Raw genomic sequence first — 16,799 nt, 5'->3', positions numbered from 1 at the left:
CATACAGTTTGATAATAGCAAACAGAATTCAAGAGAAATTACAGATTCTTTACTAATACAGTTTCAATTATTTTAATATCTGTTATACTTTTTTAAAACGTTTTCATAATTAATTCACAAAATAACTTTGACAAACATTGCTAGCTTCATGATTTATTATCACTAATTAATTTTTTCACAAAGATGAAAAAAATGGAGAAATTTTCTCCATTCATAACATATCTTTTTTGTGTAGCCACCAAGTAACCCAAACACATAATAAAATTCCAAGCACCAAAATGAGCCAGACCATCCAATTAAAATTTTGACCAGGAATCGGAACATTCATTCCATAAAAGCCGACAATAACCGCCGGAATACCTAGAACAAATGTTGCTGAGGTCATAATTTTCATGACGATATTCAAATTATTAGAGACAATGTTTGAGAACAAATCTCGGAGATTTTCTAGTAACTTGAGCTGAATCTTGGTTTCTGTATAAGCTTGGTCTGTTTCGACAAAAATATCATAGATTTTTTCGGCAAAACCATCTTCATCATCTTCTCGTAAGTAATCAATAAAATTTTGAAGAACTTGCATATTATTGTGCAGCGCATCTTCAAAATAAATCAAACTTGCTTGAATGGCAATTAAGTCAACAATTTGGTCATTTTTTGTTGAATTTTTGATACCAACTTCAAGCCGGCGGCGCCTTGTTCTAAAGTCTCTCAAATAATCATGAAAAGTATGAGTCATTTGGTACATCACTTGAAAAATCAGTTGGTGTTTATAGCGTTTATAATCATATTCTCGTTCAAAAATGAGACCATTATCAATTTCATGGTTAAGGGCCAAAATAACCGATTCATTCTTAGTCCAAACCAAAGAATATGGAAAAGTAGCCACTTCTCCATAGTTGGACAAGGCGGGATATTGCAAAAGAATCAGATTGTTGTCATTATCATCTGTTTCAAAACGGGCATTTTCATAGTCATCTAAAATTCCAGATAGATAGTCAAAAGGAAAATCATAGTGTTCTGAGATATTCCCAATTTCTTCACGTGTTGGATTGAGGACATAAGTGAAATTCTTCATCTCAGAAGTTGAGATCAATTTTTTTTCATTGGATAGTTCATAATTTTTTATCATATCAGCCTATCTATCCCTTCTTTTCCTAATAAAAAAGGATTTAAATCCTCTTCTTCTCCTTCTAATTGTAGCAGATTTTCCTATTTTTTTCTCATTATTTTATTTCAAAGCCTTAACGAAAAGTTTTTTGAAGGAAGTTGGTCTAAATAATACTTTGTGATATAATAAACTTATTAACTTGAGGAGACTATTTTTGAAATTCAAACATGAACCCCTAAACCTGTATCTAAACTTTAAAAAATCAGCGGAACAATTTCCTGATAGCCCAATTATTTTTGACCAAACTGTTGGTGCCTTCCCTGAATTAGCTCTGGAAACAACTTACCAAAAGACCCATCAAGCAATTGTTGATAAGGCAAGTCTTTTATCGGAACTAGGAATCAAAAAATCTGACAAAGTCATTATTTTTAAATCAAGTGCTTTTGATACCTATCTTCTTGCCGTAGCTGTTTCTTATCTTGGTGCAGTTCCAGCGATGATTTCTTACCACCTCCCTGCTGAAACAATGGATATTTTGGCTGGTCGTTTAGATGACCCTTGGCTCATTTATGACCAAGTGACTGACCAGACTGTGACAGAGATGAAAAATCTTAAGAATTCTAAAAAACTTTCTGTCAGCAAATTTGCTTCGCAAAAACCAAGTCATCTTGTTGATAGTCAGCAACTGGATAATGACGAGATTGCTTATCTCACTCATACTTCTGGAACAACTGGTGTTCCGAAATTGATTGCCCACTCTGCCAATTCTATGGGCTGGCGTTGGGTGCTTCAAAGAACGGTCATGGATTGGATGCCTGATAAAGAAGAAATTTTGGCTTTCCACATTTCGCCCGTTCATTCTCGTTTCAATATTGGCGTTTCATCTGCCATGACCTTTGGTTTTGGCCTAATGCCACTTAATGATTTATCAAGAATTAATCTTGTCAATCTATTTTCTAAACATCAGCCTTATGCTTTTGAAACTCACCCTAATGACTTTGTTCGCTTGGCGAATCTTGCGAAGCAGGAACCTGAAATTTTTTCTTCGATTCGCTATCTTCATTCAACTTTTGATGCGATTAATAAAGAAACAATGCATACTTTCTTATCAGCCTCTAAACACGACAATCCAGTGTTTTTACAAATCTATGGTCAGTCAGAATGCGGTCCAATGATTTGGAAAAAGCACCGTTTATCAACCCTAGCAGATACTGATGCTCGTGAAATGGGAATTGGTATGCCTGGTCTTTCTAAGGCACGTATTGCTGACGAAAATGGAAATGAATGCCCTGTAGGCATTCCTGGAAGAATTCATTTCCTTTCTAAAGGACGTGCTTTGACTTACTACAAAGAAGAGGATCGTTTCAACAAAGAAGTCTATGGCGACTGGTGGGATACTGGCGATTGGGGCCTAATGAATGAAGAAGGAAATCTTTTTCTCCATGACCGTCAAGTCGATTTAATTGATAAAATTGAATCAAATTTAGCAATTGAAGACATCCTTTTAGATCAACATGATTTTTTAGATGAAGTTGTGATTATTCGCGATAAATCTGGAAAACCACAACCTATCTTGGCCTTGGCTGACAATGCTGAAATGGATTGGTCAGCTTGGTGGGCTTCAATTGTTGACTTACCATTTTTAAATGAACCTATTCTCATGGCTTATGATGAAATTCCACGTACTGCAACAATGAAAGTTCAAAGATTAGCTCTTGAAAGAGACTTAGCCAAATAAATTATCCTAAATATTTTGCTGATTAATATCTGTCAGTAAATTAATTTATCAAAAAACTTAAAAGTAAAACTACTGACAGGTCTGTCAGTAGTTTTTTTCAATATAAATTCAAATTATTGAAGTTAAGAATTTTATTTGTTAGAATTAAATAAATGACACAGTGTCATAAATTGAATGATTGGAGAAAAAATGCCAAAATCAACCTATTTTAGTCTTTCTGACGAAAAACGAAAACGTGTTTATGATGCCTGTTTACTAGAATTTCAAACGCACTCTTTCCATGAAGCTAAAATCATGCACATCGTAAAAGCACTTGATATCCCAAGAGGAAGTTTTTATCAATACTTTGAAGATTTGAAGGATTCATATTATTATATCTTGTCACAGGAAACTGTCGAGATTCATGATTTATTTTTTAATTTACTAAAAGAATATCCTCTAGAAGTTTCTCTTAATAAATACAAGTATCTTCTTCTTGAAAATTTAGTAAATTCGCCCCAATATAATCTTTATAAATATCGATTTTTAGATTGGACTTATGAATTAGAAAGAGATTGGAAGCCTAAAGGCGAGGTAACTGTTCCCACTCGTGAACTTGATAATCCTATTTCCCAAGTATTAAAATCAGTCATTCACAATCTAGTTTATCGCATGTTTAGTGAAAATTGGGATGAACAAAAGTTTATTGAAACTTACGATAAAGAAATCAAATTGCTCACAGAGGGCTTGCTTAATTATGTTACTGAAAGCAAAAAATAGAAAGGAATTTTATGTTTTTAGCACTTAGAGAAATTCGTTATAATAAGGCTCGCTACACTTTAATCGGAGCCATTATTTTTTTAATCGCTTATGTAGTTTTTATACTGTCTGGCCTTTCCGTTGGACTTGCCAATCAATTTAAACAGTCGGTTATTGATTGGAATGCCGAGAAAATAATTCTATCAACCAGTTCAAACAATATTATTTCTGCTTCGCAAATTTCTTCTAGTGATTTAGAAAAAATTAAGGTGGAAAATGGCTCAGAATTATCATTGTTTTCCACTTCAATGCGTAAGACAAATAGTGAACGAAGCAATATCACAGTGATGGCTTTACCAAGCGATTCAAATATCATGCCAAAAGTCCTTGATGGGAAAAAATTTGCTGACAATAGTTTAGATATTATTATCTCGAAAAAATTGGCTAATCAAGGATATAAGATTGGTCAAGAAGTTTCCATTGGTAATAACAATATTAAGCTAAAAATTGTCGGTATTTCTAAAGCATCTTCTTATTCTGCAAGCCCAACCGTTTACACCTCTTTCTCTGCTCTCAATCAAATAAAATATGGCAAGAATAGTAAGACTCCTTTTTCTGTGAACGCTCTAGTTGTCAAATCAGGAAAAATTGATATCAATTCAGCAATTTCAAATCAATATAAAGTAATTTCTATTCCTGAATTAATAAACGACATTCCTGGATACTCTGCGCAAAATATGACGCTAAGCGCTATGATTTATTTCTTATTCCTCATCGTTCTACTAATCATCGGAGTATTTATGTATGTGATTACCTTACAAAAAGTACCAATTTTTGGAATCATGAAAGCACAAGGGATTTCAAATACTACAATCATGAACTCCTTACTTGGTCAAACTTTCATTCTTAGCTTATTGGGTGTTTTAGTTGCCTTTGTTGCGAGCTATGGTACCAGCTTTATCCTACCCGAAGCGATGCCTTTTGAAGTTAGCATAACAAACTGGTTACTTTACTCTCTCATTCTCATCATCGTATCAATTATTGGGTCACTTTTTTCAATCATTACAATTCGCAAGATTGACCCAACAAAAGCAATTGGAGGTTAAAATGAAAGCAATACTTAAAATGGATAATATTACAAAATCCTTTGGGAGTGGTCATAATAAGATTCAAGCTCTAAAAGGAATCAACTTAGAAGTGAACCAAGGAGAATTTGTTTCAATTATTGGTCCTTCTGGTTCTGGGAAAAGCACTTTCCTTACAATAGCAGGAGGATTACAGAGTCCTACTTCTGGGAATATAACGATTAATGGGTTAGATTTTACACCACTTTCAGAGAAAAAACGTTCTAAACTCAGATTTAAAGAAATAGGATTTATCTTACAAAGTTCAAACTTAATTCCATATTTGACGCTTGAGGAACAATTTCTTTTAATTGATAAAATTAATCATGAAAAGTTAGCTTCTAAAAAAGGGCTTGAACTTCTCGACTCACTTGATATTTTGGATTTAAAAAATAAGTATCCTAGTGACCTTTCTGGCGGTGAACGACAAAGAGCGGCCATTGCCCGTGCATTATTTAATGAACCAAATCTAATATTAGCTGATGAACCGACAGCAAGTTTGGATACTGAACACGCTTATCAAGTTGTTGAATTATTAAGACAAGAAGCTCATCTAAAGAATAAAGCGACAATTATGGTAACCCATGACCAAAGAATGATTAAAAATAGTGACAGCGTCTATCAGATTGAAGATGGACTCTTATCAAAAATATAAAAAACTACTAGTAAACTAGTAGTTTTTTTATTAATTATTTTCATAAAAATAGCTCCTCTCTAACTAAAGAGAAGAGCTATTGTTAAATCATTCATTGATAAACCTTATTTTTTAAGGTTGTAGAATGCTTTAAGACCTTTGTATTGAGCAACTTCAGCCAATTGGTCTTCGATACGAAGCAATTGGTTGTATTTAGCCATACGGTCAGTACGTGAAAGTGAACCAGTTTTGATTTGACCAGCGTTAGTTGCAACAGCGATGTCTGAGATTGTTGAATCTTCAGTTTCACCTGAACGGTGAGATACGATTGCTGTGAAACCAGCTTCTTTAGCCATTTCAATAGCTTCGAAAGTTTCTGTCAAAGTACCGATTTGGTTAACTTTGATCAAGATAGCGTTTGAAGCATTTTCACGGATACCACGTTCAAGGTATTTAGTGTTTGTAACGAAGAAGTCGTCACCAACGAGTTGAACTTTTTTACCAAGACGTTCAGTAAGGATTTTCCATCCATCCCAGTCGTTTTCGTCCATACCATCTTCAATAGTGATGATTGGGTATTTAGAAACGAGTTCTTCAAGGTAGTCAACTTGTTCAGAAGCTGAAAGTTTTTTACCGCCTTCACCTTCGAATTTAGTGTAGTCGTAAACACCGTTTTCGTAGAATTCTGATGATGCACAGTCGAAACCGATCATAACGCCATCTTCACCAGCTTTATAACCAGCTGCTTCGATTGCTTTAAGGATAGTTTCTACACCGTCTTCAGTTCCGTCGAATTTAGGAGCGAATCCACCTTCGTCACCGACAGCTGTTTCAAGTCCACGAGCTTTAAGAATTTTCTTAAGAGCGTGGAAGATTTCAGCACCCCAACGAAGCGCTTCTTTGAATGTAGGTGCACCAACTGGTACGATCATGAATTCTTGGAAAGCGATTGGAGCGTCTGAGTGAGAACCACCATTGATGATGTTCATCATTGGAGTTGGCAATACTTTAGCGTTGAATCCGCCAAGGTAGTTGTAAAGTGGAACACCAAGTTCATCAGCAGCAGCACGAGCAGCAGCGATAGAAACACCAAGAATAGCGTTAGCTCCCAATTTACCTTTGTTTTCAGTACCGTCAAGAGCAATCATTGCACGGTCAATAGCTTGTTGGTCAGTAACTTCATAACCGATGATAGCTTCAGCGATGATGTTGTTTACGTTGTCAACAGCTTTTTGAGTACCAAGTCCGTTGTAGCGAGATTTGTCGCCATCACGAAGTTCAACCGCTTCGTGTTCACCAGTAGAAGCACCTGAAGGTACCATACCGCGACCGAATGCACCGTCTTCAGTGTAAACTTCAACTTCAAGTGTTGGGTTACCGCGTGAGTCAAGGACTTCGCGAGCATAAATATCAGTAATAATTGACATTTTAGTCTCCTTATTATTTTTAAGTGCGTCTGCACTCTTAATACATCTTTGATTTTACTATTTTTTGAAAGATTTTTCAAGTGAAAATCTTCGCAAACCTAAACTTCAAAAGGTTTTGCGCTTACATTTTGAAATTTTATCATTTGAGTAATAATGAAAAAGGATAGAAAAAATCTATCCTTAATTTTTATTCTGTTTCAATTAAGCCATAACGACCATCTGTACGACGGTAAACGACATGTGTTCCATTACTGTCAGCATCTGTAAAGACGTAGAAATCATGACCTAACATGTCCATTTGAAGTACTGCTTCTTCAGCATCCATCGGTTTTAAAGCAACATGTTTAGTCCGTACAATATCTACGTGATCCTCAGCAACTTCATCAGTTGTATCTAATGGAGCAAATTCATCACCAAAAACTTGTCCAGTTGGGACAGCATTACGTGGTTTACGGTTCATACGTGTCTTGTATTTACGAATTTGACGTTCGAGTTTTTCTTCAACAAAATCAATTGATGAGTACATATCTTGTGAAGTGTCTTCTGCACGGAGAGTTACATTTTTGGCTGGAAGAGTTACTTCAACTTTAGCTCGTTTTTCAGTGTAAACTTTAAGATTAACATAGGCTGTTACTTCATGACCATCGTTGAAATATTTATCGAGTTTTCCGATTTTGTCTTCAACATAAGCGCGGATTGCATCGGTCACTTCGACGTTTTCGCCACGGATATTAAATTTGATCATAAGAGTACCTCTTCAACAGTTCTTTTTGTTTCAATGAAGCCCTTAAACTTTTGGAATTTTCAGGACTTCTGAATCTTTTCGAACTGTCCTTTCCTTTATTTCTAATTTAATTATAACATGAAACAGCTTTCATCTCAAACAATTTGAGCGATTTTAATTTTTTTATTAGAAGCACCAATGGAAATATGATTTCCTGCTTTAATCTCACCCGAGAGCAATTGTTCACTTAAAAGATCTTCAACTTCTTTTTGGAGTGCTTTACGCAATGGACGTGCCCCATATTCTGGGTCAAATCCTACTTCAGCGATTAGTTTTATTGCTGATGGCGTAAGTTTCACATGAATATCTTGTTCCGCCAAACGTTTAATCAAAGATTTGCTCATAATCTTAACAATTTGTTCAATTTCTTGACTTTCCAATGAATGGAAAACAATGTTTTCATCAATACGATTGAGAAACTCTGGACGATAATGACGTTTAAGTTCTTCCAAAATTCTTGATTGCATAGCTGAGTAGTCAGCCGTGATATTTTTTGCACCAAAACCAACTGTTTTATCATCACGAAGAGCCGTTGCACCCAAGTTTGAAGTCATGATAATAATTGTGTTTCTAAAATCAACTTTGCGGCCCTTTGTATCTGTCACAAATCCATCGTCTAAAATTTGGAGCATGATATTGAAAACGTCAGGATGAGCTTTCTCAACTTCATCTAAAAGAACCACAGAATAGGGTTTATTACGAACGCGTTCAGTCAATTGACCACCTTCATCATAACCAACATATCCTGGAGGGGCCCCAATCAAGCGTGAAGTTGAATGTTTTTCCATGAATTCACTCATGTCCACTCGAATCATGTTGTCTTCGCTACCAAAAACACTATCGGCCAAGGCCTTAGCTAACTCAGTTTTCCCAACACCAGTTGGTCCAAGAAACATAAATGAACCCATTGGACGGCGACTATCAGCCACACCAGAACGTGCCCGACGAATGGCTCTTGAAACCGCAGAAATTGCTTCTTCTTGACCAACGACCCGTTTGTGCAATTCTTTTTCAAGATTAATCAAACGGTCGCTTTCAGATTTAGTCATTTGAGTAATTGGAACACCTGTCAGCGTTGAGGCAACAGCAATAACAGCTTGGTCAGTAACTTCTTGACGTTTTTCCTCTTTTATTGAGAATTTATAAATCTTGTCAGAAATTTTTTCAACAGCTTTTTCTTTGATGCGAGAGGCTTTAACATCAAGTTTAATGACAGCTTCCGCTAGTTCTTCTTGAGCTTTAACTAAGTCTTTCTCTAATTCAAGACGTTTTGTTTCTTGGTTTTTAACAGAAATTTTAACTGCTGCCGCTGCTTCATCAAGCAAGTCGATGGCTTTATCAGGCAATTTGCGACTGGTCATGTACCGAACACTAAGTGTCACAGCGCTTTTAATCGCTTGGTCAGTAAATTTTACTTGATGATAATCTTCAAATTTCTCACGTAACCCTTGTAGGATAGCAATGGCTTCATCTGAACTTGGCTCATCAACATTGATTCTTGCCAAACGACGTTCTAACGCTTCATCTTTTTCAATGTATTTTTGGTATTCATGATAAGTCGTTGCCCCAACCATTTGAAAATCACCACGTGCAAGGGCTGGTTTTAAAATATTTGCTGCATCATTGACCGAGTCCATGCCCCCGCCAGCACCAATAATTGTATGCAATTCATCAATGAAAATGATGACATCTGGGTCAGCACTTACTTCTTCAACAATTGCTGTCAAGCGGTCTTCAAATTCACCTCTAAATTTTGTACCAGCAACAACAGTTGCCATATTTAGGGCCATAATCCGGCTATTCATCAAACCGATAGGTACTTGGCCGTTGACAATTCTTTGAGCCAATCCCTCGATTATTGCTGATTTACCAACACCAGGTTCGCCAACTAAAACAGGGTTATTTTTTGTTCTACGACTAAGAATATGAATCAAACGGTCAACTTCTGCTTCCCGACCAATCATTGGGTCAAGCTTTCCTGAACGAGCAGCTTCAGTTAAATCTGAAGAAACTGAATCCAAAGTTGGTGTACTTGAATTCTCTGCTACCCCTTTTGCCATCTTACGTTTGGACATTGGTGTTACAGCTTTTTTGTTTTCTGGAACTTTAAGTCCTGTTCTTTTTTCAATTTCTTTTCGCAAAGAAACAATGTTGATTTTTTGTAACTTCAAAAGTTGAAGACCAAAACCATCTTCGACTTGAAGTAATGCATAAAGCAAATGCTCTGTTCCTACTGCTTCTGCATTATTATGAACAGCTAAAAAGCTAGCTACAGTAACCACTTCTTCTGCGCGAGGAGAGAAACGCAATTCAGAACGTTTCACTTTGACATGGCTAGATAAATCTTCCAAATCAATCAGTAAGTCTGAAGAATCAACATTCATTCCAGCAAGAATACTGTAAGCAATTGAGCCTGAAGTAGTAGCCATTGCTGCCAATAAATGAGCACTTTCAATCGTACCGTATTGATATTGGTGGGCATATTCTGCTGCTTTCTCGAAAATTCGGTCCAGCGTTGGTGTATATTTTACATTTTCAAATTTCATCGTCACGATCCAATCTGTTTATTATACTTTTCATCATTATACCACGAGTAAAGGGACTGATGGCTCCGTCAGTGATTACGAGCAATAGTAAATTCCCTTCACGTTCTGTCAGTACTTTTTCATCAAAAAGAAGTTGAACGATGTCATGAGCAGCCTTACTTGAGAGATTTGCTGGAACCTTTTGATAAAGGGCCGTTAAAAATTCATGACGAGCGGAATATTGATATTTTACAATTTTGATGTAACCACCGCCACCACGTTTTGATTCTACATCAAAACCTTTAGAGGCTGTAAAACGAGTTTTAATAACATAATTAATCTGACTTGGAACTACGTCAAATTGATTAGCTAAATCAGCCCGTTTTATTTCAATAACCTGTGCTTCTTCTAGGAGTTGTCTCAGATAAGCTTCAATAATATCTGATGTGTTTTTTTGACCTGCCATCGATCCATCCTTTCTTTTATCCATTTTCTAAATAATCTTTGACTATTACTGACTATTATACCTAAAAAATACTTTTTTTACCAAAAATAGCGTTTTTCAGCAACTTAGCATTTGGTTAGAGAGAAGTTTTTTTGATAGAAAAAAATAAAAAAACCGTTACTCACGGCTTTCTTATTATTAAGTTCTCATTCAATTAATCAACTTTAACAATTTTTACTGTCATTTCGCCAACTGGCAATGGGACATCAACGATATCTCCAACTTTTTTACCAATCAAAACACGAGCAATTGGTGATTCATTTGAAATTTTACCTGTAAACGGGTCTGCTTCAGCAGTACCAACGATTTGATATGATTCTTCGTCAGTTTCTCCGACTTCCACAAAAGTAACGTTTTTACCAAGTGCCACTTCATCTTTAGCAATTTTAGCATTGTCAACAATTTCAGCGTAACGAATCATTGTTTCAACAGTTGAAATACGTCCTTCAATAAAGGCTTGTTCATCTTTAGCTGCTTCATATTCTGAGTTTTCTGAAAGGTCACCATAGCTACGCGCAACTTTGATACGGTCAATAACTTCTGGACGTTTAACGAGTTTTAAATTTTCAAGTTCTGCTTTTAATTTATCAAGACCTTCTTTGGTCATTGGGAATGTTTTTTCCATTTTATTTCTTTCCTTTTATTATAAACTTTTCTTTTTAGTTAAATCAAAATCAATCATACTCTATTTACTTAATTTATCATTCACATATTTTTGAACATTTGCATTTTGTTCTTCTAAGGTTTTCGCAAAATAAACTTTACCAGTTGTTACATCAGCAACAAAGTAAAGATAATCATTTTGCGCAGGATTAAGCACCGCCTTAATTGATGACAGACTAGGACTATCCACAGGACCAGGGCCAAATCCAGTATTGGCATACAAGTTATAAGGCGAATCTAGGTTAGTATCAATATTAGCATCTTCTGCTAAGCTTGTTTTTTCACCTAACTTACCTTCAGCATAAAGAATTGATAAATTAGAACCCAAAGTCATTCCTTGATTCATACGGTTATAGAAAGTAGCCGCTACATTTCGACGATCATCGTCATTATTGGCTTCTTTTTCAACCAGCGCAGCTAAACTCAAAACATCATTAACAGTCAGATTTTTTTGCGTCATCGTGTCGTAGTAAGGCGTGAGTTGAGCATTCATCGCTTCAATCATATTTTCAATCACAGACTCAACAGTTGATGATTTTGTATAATCATAGGTTGCAGGGAATAAATAGCCTTCTAACTGATATTTGATCCCTGAATCTTTTGTAGGTAAACTTGCAAAAAGTTTAGGATAAGCTTTTACCATTTTTGCAATAAAAGTAGGATCTTGAACAGTCTTCATAAAGTCAGCTTCTGAGAATGGCGTTTTAGCATTTTTTTCTTGACTGTTACTATTGACTGTAACTGCCTTCGCTATTTGTGTCAATGTATAGCCTTCAGGAATTAAAATTTTACCCAAGGTAGGGGCAACAGGTTTTTCGGTTCCCCCTTCTTCCAGTTTGGAAGCAATAGTAGATAAACTCATGTTTGGCGAAAGGTTATAATAACCACTCTTAAACTCTGAGTAATTTTTAAATTTTGTGTAATACTGAAATATCATTCCATTTTTAATAATGGACTGTCTTTGCAAAATTTCACCAATTTGTTTACTACTTGACCCCGCTGGAATACTGATTGATTTAACTGTTGTATTTTTAGAATCAAGAGGTTGAATTCCTGATTTTACAAAATTATAACCATACCAGCCTGTTCCACCAACTACCAAAATTAAAAGAACAACAATTACAGTGATAATTTTTCCTGCCGTAACTTTTTTCTTTTTCTTATTTTTGTTTTTCTTTCCAGAAGAATTTTTCTTAGATGGCGCAGTCGTTCTTCTTGAAGGTTGGTGTTTCACCATTTTTTCTGATTCTCTTTTTTCTGAAATATTTTCCTGTTCAATCGGTTCTTCTTGAACTGCTGATTCACTTCTTGAAAAAGGAGGTGGGAAAGTTTGTTCTTGGTTTTCATCAGAAACTATTTCTTCTAATTTTTGACGCAGTGAACCCGTTTCTTGAGAAGTGTTTTCATCTACTTGCGCTTGAAAATCTTCTTCTTCATCTGCTTCTGGAAATTTGAAAACTGGAAGCTTGAACGGTTCAAGTTCAACTTTCCGTGGTTCAATTTTTCGCTCAGAAGTTACTGGCTCACTCCCTTTGGGACGTTCGAAATCTTCAGGGTCTGGGAACTTAGTTTCTGCTTGTTTCGCTGCATTTTCTTCAAGTTGACGAAGTATTTTTTCTTTAAAACTTCCTCGAGAAAATTCAGTTGTTTCTTTGTCCACCAAATTTGTTCTCCTTATGATTAGCTCTCGCTCAATAATTAAATTTTTCTTTTTATAATTGTAACCGTTCTTTTAAACTTTTACAAATAAAAAGAAAATATTCATAAAAGTGAGGCTGATGCCTCACTTTTATGTGTTTTAGTCTTCATCAGTATCGTCTGAATCGTCTTCATCGTCTTCCACTTCGATGTCAACTTCTTCATCTACATTATCAAGTTCTACCTCAGCAAGTTCAGCATCATAAGCAGCTACGTCATCTTTATCCTCATCTTCTGCTTGAGTATCATAAGACATATCTTCTTCTGTTGTTTCTTTTGTGCCTTCTTCATCTTCTGGGTCGATTTCGTCTTCGATACCAAAAGCGTTAACTTTTTTGCGTTTTTTAGCTGGTTTTTCTTCTTCTTCGTCTTCAATTTCGTCAAGAGCGATGACTTCTTCATCAATTTCATCAATGGCGTACCATGAACGAAGCGCCCAAACGTTATTTCCTAATGGAATGAAACTTCCGTCTGTATTGATTTCTGTATAAAAACGAGAAATACTAGCTTTAATTTCATCATCTGATTTTTCCAAATAATCTTGAATCGCTCTGATGATTTCAGAAAATTGCATTTCTTTGCCATTTTGCTCTAGTAAAGCATGGGCAACTTCAATCATTGAAAGTTCTGAGATTTTTTGTCCTTCTAAGGCTGTAATTTTCAAGTTTTTACTCTCTCTTTTCCTAATATAATATGGGCTCGTTTCCTAGAAAGCGAACGCCTCTGTAGATTTTCTTTTTATAGTGTATATCAAAATTGGCTTGCTGTCAATATTTTACACCAAAAAACCTCTGTCCTCTTGCCATTAGCTCGAATGTATCCTTTTAGCTTTTACTAAAAGAATACTGACAGAAATTATTGGGTGACTGGCTGACAGAAATTAATAATGCATTAAAACTTTATAGTCGTAATTTCCGATTTTTTCGCGACCTTTAAGCTCGTCAAGTTCGATAAGGAAGGCACAACCGACAACAACTCCACCCATTTTTTCAACAAGTTCAATTGTTGCAGCAATGGTTCCACCTGTTGCAAGCAAATCATCAACAATCAAGACGCGTTGTCCTGGTTTGATACTATCTGAGTGCATTGTAAGTGTATCTGTACCATACTCTTTTTCGTAAGTTGCTTCAATAACTTCACGAGGTAATTTTCCAGGTTTACGAACTGGCGCAAAACCTACACCAAGTGCAAATGCGACTGGGCAACCAATGATGAAGCCACGTGCTTCAGGTCCTACAACCATATCAATTTCTTTATCTCTGGCATACTGAACAATTTCGGTAGCAGCATAGTTATAGGCATTCCCATCTGCCATCAAAGGGCTGATGTCGCGAAAAACTACGCCTTCTTTAGGATAGTTTTCGATGGTTGCAATATAGTCTTTTAATTCCATGTTTTTGTTACTGACAGAATTGTCAGTGCTCCTTTTTCTAACATAAGTTCGTTGTTTTTACTGACAGAATTAACATTAACAGTCTAACCATTTTCTGTCAGTAAATTTTATATAAAAACGAAATTATTTTTCTAATAATTTTTGATAAATTTCTTTAACTGGCGCTAAGGCAAAGAGTTCTTGCATTTTTACAATTTTTTCTAATTCTTGGTAAATTGTACTTTCAGAAATTTCACGTTTTTGAGCCGCTTTATTAACGGTCATTAGGCCATTGTCAATGTTGACAAATTCAAGTTCTTCAAAGATTTTTATCATCTTGACAAGCAAGAGATGAGGAATATTCAAATAATCTGCAAGAGACTCAAGCTTATAACGAACATCAAATTCTGGAAATTGATAAATCGCCTTATAGAGCTTTGCAAATTGTTCACGTGTTCCACTTCCTGTTAAATAATAGCTATCAGTGATTTTATTTTTAAAATAGATTATTTTAAAATCATCCGATGCTGCTTTACTGACAGCTTCTTCTAATACTGACAAACCTGCTAAATCTACAGGTGTCTCTTCGATGACAAGCACATCTTCCATTATACCATGTTTTAGCTGATTTTGAGAAAAAATATTAGCCTCTTTGGGGATAGAAATTTGTCTGCTCCGTATATCAAGGAGTTCCACACCTATTGAATCGGCATCTTCAATCATCAGTTGAAGACTGGTGTTCCCATTCCAACTATTACTTGAAAGTGTCACCACAAGTTTAGTTTCGGCTTGTTCAAATTCTAGCTCTTCTGAGCCATGTTGAAAATAAACGGCATCAATTTGTTGCTTTTCTTCTTGAATTTTTAATTTAAGATGTGCATTATCTTTGCCCATGCTACGACTTTGAATGACTTTATAATCTTCTACTAAGAATCGCGGTTTGGGATTATCCATACCAAAAGGGGCTAATTTTGCTAAATTATTAATAGTAGCAAGTGAAATTTCATCCAAATGACAGCGATCCGCAACTTCAAGTGGACTCTTTTTAGAAAGATCTAAATGATTATCCACAACAAAATCACTCATTGCTTTTTTAACCGCTTCAACATTTTCCAGAGCTAGAGTCATACCCGCCGCCTGTTTATGCCCTCCAAAGGCAATAAAAAGTTCGCGGTGGGCATTTAGTGCTTTAAAAATATCAAAACTATCAATTGAGCGAGCAGATCCGCGCAAAATCCCCTCTTCTTCGGCGAGCATAATTACTGGTTTATGGATTTGTTCCAATAAACGCCCAGCCACAATTCCTAAAACCCCCTTATGCCAATCTTTGTGATATAAAATTTGGACAGGCTCATCTGTCAACATTGCTAGAGCTTCATTGTGGATTTTTTCCACGATATCTTTTCGCTCAGAATTTTTTTGGTCAATCATTTTAGCAATTTCATGAGCTTCATCTTCGTCCCAACCTGTTAATAACTCAATTGCTGGATTAGGGTCATCAAGCCGTCCTAAAGCATTTAACCGTGGCGCGATTTGAAAACCGACAGTTTCCTCGGTGACCTTGTCAAAGTCGACGCCGGCGTATTTCATTAATTCTTGCAAACCCGCACGTTCTGTTTGGGCAAGAACTTTAAGACCATGAGCGACTAAAATTCGATTTTCGTCAGTTAAACTAACCATATCAGCAATCGTCCCAATGGCCACCAAATCTAGCATTTCGCGGGGTGCATATTCTAAGAGGGCACAGGCGACTTTAAAAGCAACTCCAACACCGGCCAAATATTTAAAAGGATATTGACTTTCTGGATGCTCTGGATGAATAATAGCATAGGCATTAGGCAGTTGGTCAGGCATTGAATGGTGGTCAGTAATAATGACATCCACTCCATTTTCTTGAGCCCAAGCGATTGCCTCCACCCCTGCTACCCCATTATCCACAGTGATAATAAGATTGATATTTTCATTGTTAATATAATATTGATAAACATCAAGGTTTGGACCATAACCGTCAGTAAATCGATTTGGTAAGTAAACCTGAGCTTCGGCGCCTAATTCGTCAAGAGCAGATTTCATGACAGAAGCAGCTGTCATCCCATCAGCATCATAATCCCCATAAATCAGAATATTTTCGCCTTGTTCAATAGCTGATAAAATTCTTTGTGTTGCTTTTTCCATGTCGTGAAGCAAAAATGGGTCATGCAAATCTTCCAAATTCGGCTTTAAAAATTTTTCAATTTCAGATTCATCATGAATCCCTCTTTGATAAAGCACTCGACTTGTTAATTCGTCTAATTTATGTTTTTTGCTTATTTTTAGAAAATCTTCCGAAAGGACTGTCTCGTCCAATTTCCAATCATATTTCGCTTTTATCATTTTCGTTCTCTTTATCTTTTTCTGTCTTCAACTCAATTATTTTAGCACAAATTCCTTAAAAGAAAAATGGCTGCAAAGCAAGATAAGTTTTAGTCTTCTTTATCGCAAAT

At 35.9% G+C, this 16,799-nt stretch carries 14 protein-coding genes; 4 read left to right on the top strand and 10 right to left on the bottom strand.

From position 1 onward, the window contains the following. Positions 1-211: 211 nt before the first annotated feature. Positions 212-1,129, bottom strand: coding sequence for a magnesium transporter CorA family protein (locus tag KW2_RS03010; RefSeq protein WP_021036846.1), 918 nt, complete (start codon positions 1,127-1,129; stop codon positions 212-214). Positions 1,130-1,322: 193 nt separating this feature from the next. Between KW2_RS03010 and KW2_RS03005 the strand changes: the two genes are divergently transcribed. The 4 genes from KW2_RS03005 (at position 1,323) to KW2_RS02990 (ending at position 5,363) form a co-directional block, all read left to right on the top strand. Continuing rightward, entirely contained in the window at positions 1,323-2,846 is a 1,524-nt protein-coding gene (locus tag KW2_RS03005) for a class I adenylate-forming enzyme family protein (protein WP_021036845.1), read from the top strand. Positions 2,847-3,035: 189 nt separating this feature from the next. Further along, on the top strand, positions 3,036-3,605 hold the full coding sequence (locus KW2_RS03000; RefSeq protein ID WP_021036844.1) for a TetR/AcrR family transcriptional regulator: 570 nt from the start codon (positions 3,036-3,038) through the stop codon (positions 3,603-3,605). Between the two features lie 11 nt (positions 3,606-3,616). After that, positions 3,617-4,690 carry an ABC transporter permease gene (locus KW2_RS02995; protein WP_021036843.1) on the top strand — a complete coding sequence of 358 codons (1,074 nt, stop codon included), beginning with the start codon at positions 3,617-3,619 and terminating at the stop codon, positions 4,688-4,690. Between the two features lies 1 nt (position 4,691). After that, complete coding sequence (locus tag KW2_RS02990) at positions 4,692-5,363, top strand: ABC transporter ATP-binding protein (RefSeq protein WP_011834634.1); 672 nt, start codon at positions 4,692-4,694, stop codon at positions 5,361-5,363. A 104-nt stretch (positions 5,364-5,467) separates the two neighbouring features. Here the strand turns inward: KW2_RS02990 and eno are convergent, their stop codons facing one another. The 9 genes from eno to recJ form a co-directional block, all read right to left on the bottom strand. Next, positions 5,468-6,769 carry a surface-displayed alpha-enolase gene (gene eno, locus KW2_RS02985; protein WP_010905473.1) on the bottom strand — a complete coding sequence of 434 codons (1,302 nt, stop codon included), beginning with the start codon at positions 6,767-6,769 and terminating at the stop codon, positions 5,468-5,470. 187 nt (positions 6,770-6,956) lie between these two features. Then, on the bottom strand, positions 6,957-7,514 hold the full coding sequence (gene hpf / locus KW2_RS02980) for a ribosome hibernation-promoting factor, HPF/YfiA family (RefSeq protein ID WP_011834629.1): 558 nt from the start codon (positions 7,512-7,514) through the stop codon (positions 6,957-6,959). Between the two features lie 134 nt (positions 7,515-7,648). Beyond that, positions 7,649-10,099, bottom strand: a complete 2,451-nt coding sequence (locus tag KW2_RS02975) for an ATP-dependent Clp protease ATP-binding subunit (protein WP_021036842.1) — start codon at positions 10,097-10,099, stop codon at positions 7,649-7,651. After that, entirely contained in the window at positions 10,089-10,544 is a 456-nt protein-coding gene (locus KW2_RS02970) for a CtsR family transcriptional regulator (protein WP_011834627.1), read from the bottom strand. Before KW2_RS02970 ends, KW2_RS02975 begins: the two co-directional genes overlap by 11 nt. Before the next feature lie 193 nt (positions 10,545-10,737). Continuing rightward, entirely contained in the window at positions 10,738-11,208 is a 471-nt protein-coding gene (gene greA, locus KW2_RS02965) for a transcription elongation factor GreA (protein ID WP_011834626.1), read from the bottom strand. A 60-nt stretch (positions 11,209-11,268) separates the two neighbouring features. Further along, complete coding sequence (gene mltG / locus KW2_RS02960; protein ID WP_041168579.1) at positions 11,269-12,909, bottom strand: endolytic transglycosylase MltG; 1,641 nt, start codon at positions 12,907-12,909, stop codon at positions 11,269-11,271. A gap of 135 nt (positions 12,910-13,044) precedes the next feature. Next, positions 13,045-13,608, bottom strand: coding sequence for a DNA-directed RNA polymerase subunit delta (gene rpoE / locus KW2_RS02955; protein ID WP_015082149.1), 564 nt, complete (start codon positions 13,606-13,608; stop codon positions 13,045-13,047). Between the two features lie 216 nt (positions 13,609-13,824). Beyond that, positions 13,825-14,337 (bottom strand): adenine phosphoribosyltransferase, encoded by a 513-nt coding sequence (locus KW2_RS02950; protein ID WP_011834623.1) that lies wholly within the window; start codon positions 14,335-14,337, stop codon positions 13,825-13,827. Positions 14,338-14,460: 123 nt separating this feature from the next. Further along, positions 14,461-16,689: a single-stranded-DNA-specific exonuclease RecJ gene (gene recJ, locus KW2_RS02945; protein ID WP_021036840.1), complete on the bottom strand. Its 2,229-nt coding sequence runs from the start codon at positions 16,687-16,689 to the stop codon at positions 14,461-14,463. Between the last annotated feature and the right edge of the window lie 110 nt (positions 16,690-16,799).

Origin of the sequence: Lactococcus cremoris subsp. cremoris KW2 (assembly GCF_000468955.1) — a bacterium.
Taxonomy (GTDB): Bacteria; Bacillota; Bacilli; order Lactobacillales; family Streptococcaceae; genus Lactococcus; species Lactococcus cremoris.
This window is presented reverse-complemented; position numbering and strand designations above follow the sequence as displayed.

Excerpts from the sequence above, each read along its gene's own strand:
- KW2_RS03010 (WP_021036846.1), bottom strand. The coding sequence starts at position 1,129 with ATGATAAAAAATTATGAACTATCCAATGAAAAAAAATTGATCTCAACT.
- KW2_RS03000 (WP_021036844.1), top strand. The coding sequence starts at position 3,036 with ATGCCAAAATCAACCTATTTTAGTCTTTCTGACGAAAAACGAAAACGT.
- KW2_RS02995 (WP_021036843.1), top strand. The coding sequence starts at position 3,617 with ATGTTTTTAGCACTTAGAGAAATTCGTTATAATAAGGCTCGCTACACT.
- KW2_RS02990 (WP_011834634.1), top strand. The coding sequence starts at position 4,692 with ATGAAAGCAATACTTAAAATGGATAATATTACAAAATCCTTTGGGAGT.
- eno (WP_010905473.1), bottom strand. The coding sequence starts at position 6,769 with ATGTCAATTATTACTGATATTTATGCTCGCGAAGTCCTTGACTCACGC.
- hpf (WP_011834629.1), bottom strand. The coding sequence starts at position 7,514 with ATGATCAAATTTAATATCCGTGGCGAAAACGTCGAAGTGACCGATGCA.
- KW2_RS02975 (WP_021036842.1), bottom strand. The coding sequence starts at position 10,099 with ATGAAATTTGAAAATGTAAAATATACACCAACGCTGGACCGAATTTTC.
- KW2_RS02970 (WP_011834627.1), bottom strand. The coding sequence starts at position 10,544 with ATGGCAGGTCAAAAAAACACATCAGATATTATTGAAGCTTATCTGAGA.
- greA (WP_011834626.1), bottom strand. The coding sequence starts at position 11,208 with ATGGAAAAAACATTCCCAATGACCAAAGAAGGTCTTGATAAATTAAAA.
- KW2_RS02950 (WP_011834623.1), bottom strand. The coding sequence starts at position 14,337 with ATGGAATTAAAAGACTATATTGCAACCATCGAAAACTATCCTAAAGAA.
- recJ (WP_021036840.1), bottom strand. The coding sequence starts at position 16,689 with ATGATAAAAGCGAAATATGATTGGAAATTGGACGAGACAGTCCTTTCG.